Origin of the sequence: Geminicoccus flavidas, from assembly GCF_009806515.1 — a bacterium.
GTDB classification, from domain to species: domain Bacteria; phylum Pseudomonadota; class Alphaproteobacteria; order Geminicoccales; family Geminicoccaceae; genus Geminicoccus; species Geminicoccus flavidus.
The window spans coordinates 1-2,908 of sequence record NZ_WUJP01001073.1 but is presented as its reverse complement, the minus strand read 5'-3'; the positions used below and the strand labels follow the sequence as shown (position 1 = coordinate 2,908).

Annotated in this window: 3 protein-coding genes and 1 pseudogene; 3 read left to right on the top strand and 1 reads right to left on the bottom strand. The window is 70.5% G+C overall.

The genetic code is table 11. The annotated features are described in order from the left end of the window. The 3 genes from EQG76_RS30615 to hisD all read left to right on the top strand — a co-directional run. Window positions 1–358, top strand: a 358-nt coding sequence (locus tag EQG76_RS30615) for a hypothetical protein (protein ID WP_235031645.1), incomplete at its 5' end; no start/stop codon positions are given. Between the two features lie 73 nt (window positions 359–431). Next, on the top strand, window positions 432–791 hold the full coding sequence (locus EQG76_RS30610) for a hypothetical protein (RefSeq protein WP_159719005.1): 360 nt from the start codon (window positions 432–434) through the stop codon (window positions 789–791). A gap of 172 nt (window positions 792–963) precedes the next feature. Continuing rightward, window positions 964–2,280: a histidinol dehydrogenase gene (gene hisD / locus EQG76_RS30605; protein ID WP_159719004.1), complete on the top strand. Its 1,317-nt coding sequence runs from the start codon at window positions 964–966 to the stop codon at window positions 2,278–2,280. Window positions 2,281–2,749: 469 nt separating this feature from the next. Here the strand turns inward: hisD and EQG76_RS30600 are convergent. After that, window positions 2,750–2,908, bottom strand: a pseudogene (locus EQG76_RS30600) (IS481 family transposase); the annotation flags it as partial.

Sequence of the window (2,908 nt, the reverse complement as noted above, 5' to 3'; positions counted from 1 at the left end):
CGCCGTCGGCAACGATGTGCGGGATGCCGTCCACGACGTGAAAGTGCATGCCTTGAACAGCACCGACCATGCCCGCCAGTCGCTCAACGCCAACTACGAGCAGCTCAAGCGCGAGCTGGACGTCCTGCGCGGCCAGCTCGTGGCGCTGGGTGCGGATGCCGGCGAGGAAGCGAAGCTCCGCCTCCAGCACGGGCTGGAGGCGCTCAACGCGCGCGTCGACGCCATGTCGCACGACGCGAAGGTCTATGGCGAACGCAAGCTGGGCGAGGCGGAGCGCCTCGTGCAGGAGCGTCCGTTGACCAGTGTCCTGGTATCGTTCGTTCTCGGCATGCTGTTCGCGCAGTTCCTGCGTCGCTGAAGGGCCGCTGCTGATGTGGCCGCTCCTGCGGACGGTCCTGCCGGTGGACAGCATGCGTCCGCAGATGCAAGCCGTGAGTGCTCGCCTCGTCGCCTTCGCCGTGGCGGGCCTGCTCGGGCTGATCGCGTTCCTCTATTTCCTCGACGCGGCGTGGCGCGGCATGCTCCAGGTCATGCCGGGCTGGGCGGCATCCCTGGTGGTGGGCGCCTGCCTGGTCATCGCCGCTGGCCTGGTCAGCCTGATCGGCGTGACGGCCGCCCGGCGCCACGAGCGCCGGGCCCGTCTCCTGGCCCAGGCCGCCCCCCCGCCCGCAGCCCAGTTCGCAACACTCGCGACCCCGCTGGCCATGCGGGTCCTGCAGCACCCGCGGGCCCTCGTGCTGGGCAGTCTCCTGGCCGGGGCGGCCATGGAACTCCTGCGCAAGCGGCGCTGAGAGCCGCCCTTCATCCTCCTACATTCTCGTAGCTTCGGCGCGGACGGCCCTGCCCGTCCGCGCTGGCGCTTCATCCAGGCGTGCGGCCTGCTCATGGCTGCCCGCCAGCTTGGTGATTGGGGGAACGGCCGGACGGCACTAGGTTCCGCGCCACGACCGAGTGGAGGATGAGATGCGGGGCGCCAACATCATCGATCTCGCGGAGCTGGCCGCCGAGGCTAGGGCCCGGCTGATGCAGCGTGCCGAGCACGACCTGAGCGGGCTGATGGACCCGGTGCGCGTCATCGCCGAGCGAGTCGCCGCCAGCGGCGACAAGGCCGTGGCCGAACTCGGCCGCGAGATCGACGGCGCCCCCCTGGCGCCCGAGCGGCTGTTTGCGACCGAGGCGGAGTTCGAGGAGGCCGAGGCGCTGGTCGAGCCGGAGGTGAAGGCCGCGATCGAGGAGGCGGTGCGCAACATCCGGCACTTCCACGAAAAGCAGCTCCCCCCGCCGATGTGGCTGGAGGAGATCCGCCCGAGTGCGTTCGCCGGCGAGCGGCACCTGCCGATCCCCTCGGTCGGCTGCTACGTGCCGCGCGGCAAGGGCGCCTTTCCGTCCGTGGTGATGATGACCACGATCCCGGCCGTGGTGGCGGGTGTGCCCGAGGTGGTGATCCTGACCCCGCCCACGCCCCAGGGCGGGGTGGATGCTGCGAGCCTGGTGGCGGCGCGCCGGGTGGGGGTGTCCAGGGTCTACAAGGCCGGCGGTGCGGTCGCGGTGGCGGCGGCAGCGCATGGTACCTACAGCCTGCCCCGGCTCGCCAAGATCATCGGCCCCGGCTCGCCCTGGCTGGTGGCCGCCAAGAAGCACTTGGCCGACCGGATCGACACCGGCCTGCCGGCCGGCCCATCCGAATCGATCATCCTGGCCGACGAGCACGCCAATCCCGAGATCGCGGCGCTGGACCTGCTGATCGAGGCCGAGCACGGCCCGGACAGCTCGGCCTTTCTGGTCACACCGTCGCGCCGGGTCGCTGAGGCGGCCGCCCGGGTGCTTCCCGACCTGTGGGCGCGCATGGGCGAGCAGCGGGTGGGCTTCTCCCAGGCCGTGCTGGCCGGGCCGCGCGGCGGTATCCTGGTGGCGCGCGACCTGGACGATGCGATCGCCTTCGTCAACGAGTACGCGCCGGAGCACCTGGAGATCTTGGCGAAGGAGCCCATGGCGCTGATGAACCGCATCGTGAACGCCGGCGAGATCCTCCTGGGCGAGAACACCCCGATCGTGATCGCCAACTTCGTGCTGGGTCCGGACGCGGTACTGCCGACCGGCGGCCATGCCCGCACCTGGTCGCCGCTCTCGGTGTTCGACTTCCTCAAGCGCACCGGCATCGGCTACGCCACCCGCGAAGGCTATGAGCGACTGGCGGAGCCGGCCAGGCGGCTGGCCCGCTACGAGGGTTTTGACGCCCACGCCAACGCGATCGAGCTGCGCGAGCGCTATCGCCGGTAATCGCGCCGCCGCCTCGCCAGGGCGACAGGCCGTCACGGACGGTGGCTGAGGATGGTGCCTGGACTGCCGCGGCCCGATCTGTGCCGCATCGGGCGCGGCTGCCGGGGAATGGGCGCTTGCCGTGGTCCTCGCGGATCTGCCGGTGATCAAAGCAGGCGTGCGGGCACACGACCAGGCGGATTGGCCCGGGCAACCGGTTGGCCGCCTGCGGCGCCTCACTGGCTACCTTACCCTGCCGAACCGGCCACGACCGATGTTCCAGCCCGCGCGACGATCCGCTGATTGGCGTCGGGAAGCCGAGCCGTATTCCTTGGCGCGCATGGCGGCTGGTCACCGGTGCGAAATCTGCCAAGCGGCGGTCATTGCCCATCTCGGCGATTGGCCGATGTGCTGGCGCACGACGCCCACTCCCAGCGCCGCTTCGGACGACCACAAAGCGCGGGGCCGCCTTTGCGCGGTCGGGCGCAAACTAGCTGTTCGGTCCCAGGATGTAGTGGGTGGGATCTGTGGTGAACCTGGCCGGCTGTTCCGTCAGGTCTTGCAGATGAACTCGTAGGGCGTGAGGCCCTGCAGGGTCTTCAGGCGGTGGGCGTGGTTGTAGGCGTCGAGGAAGAGCTGCAGGTGGTGC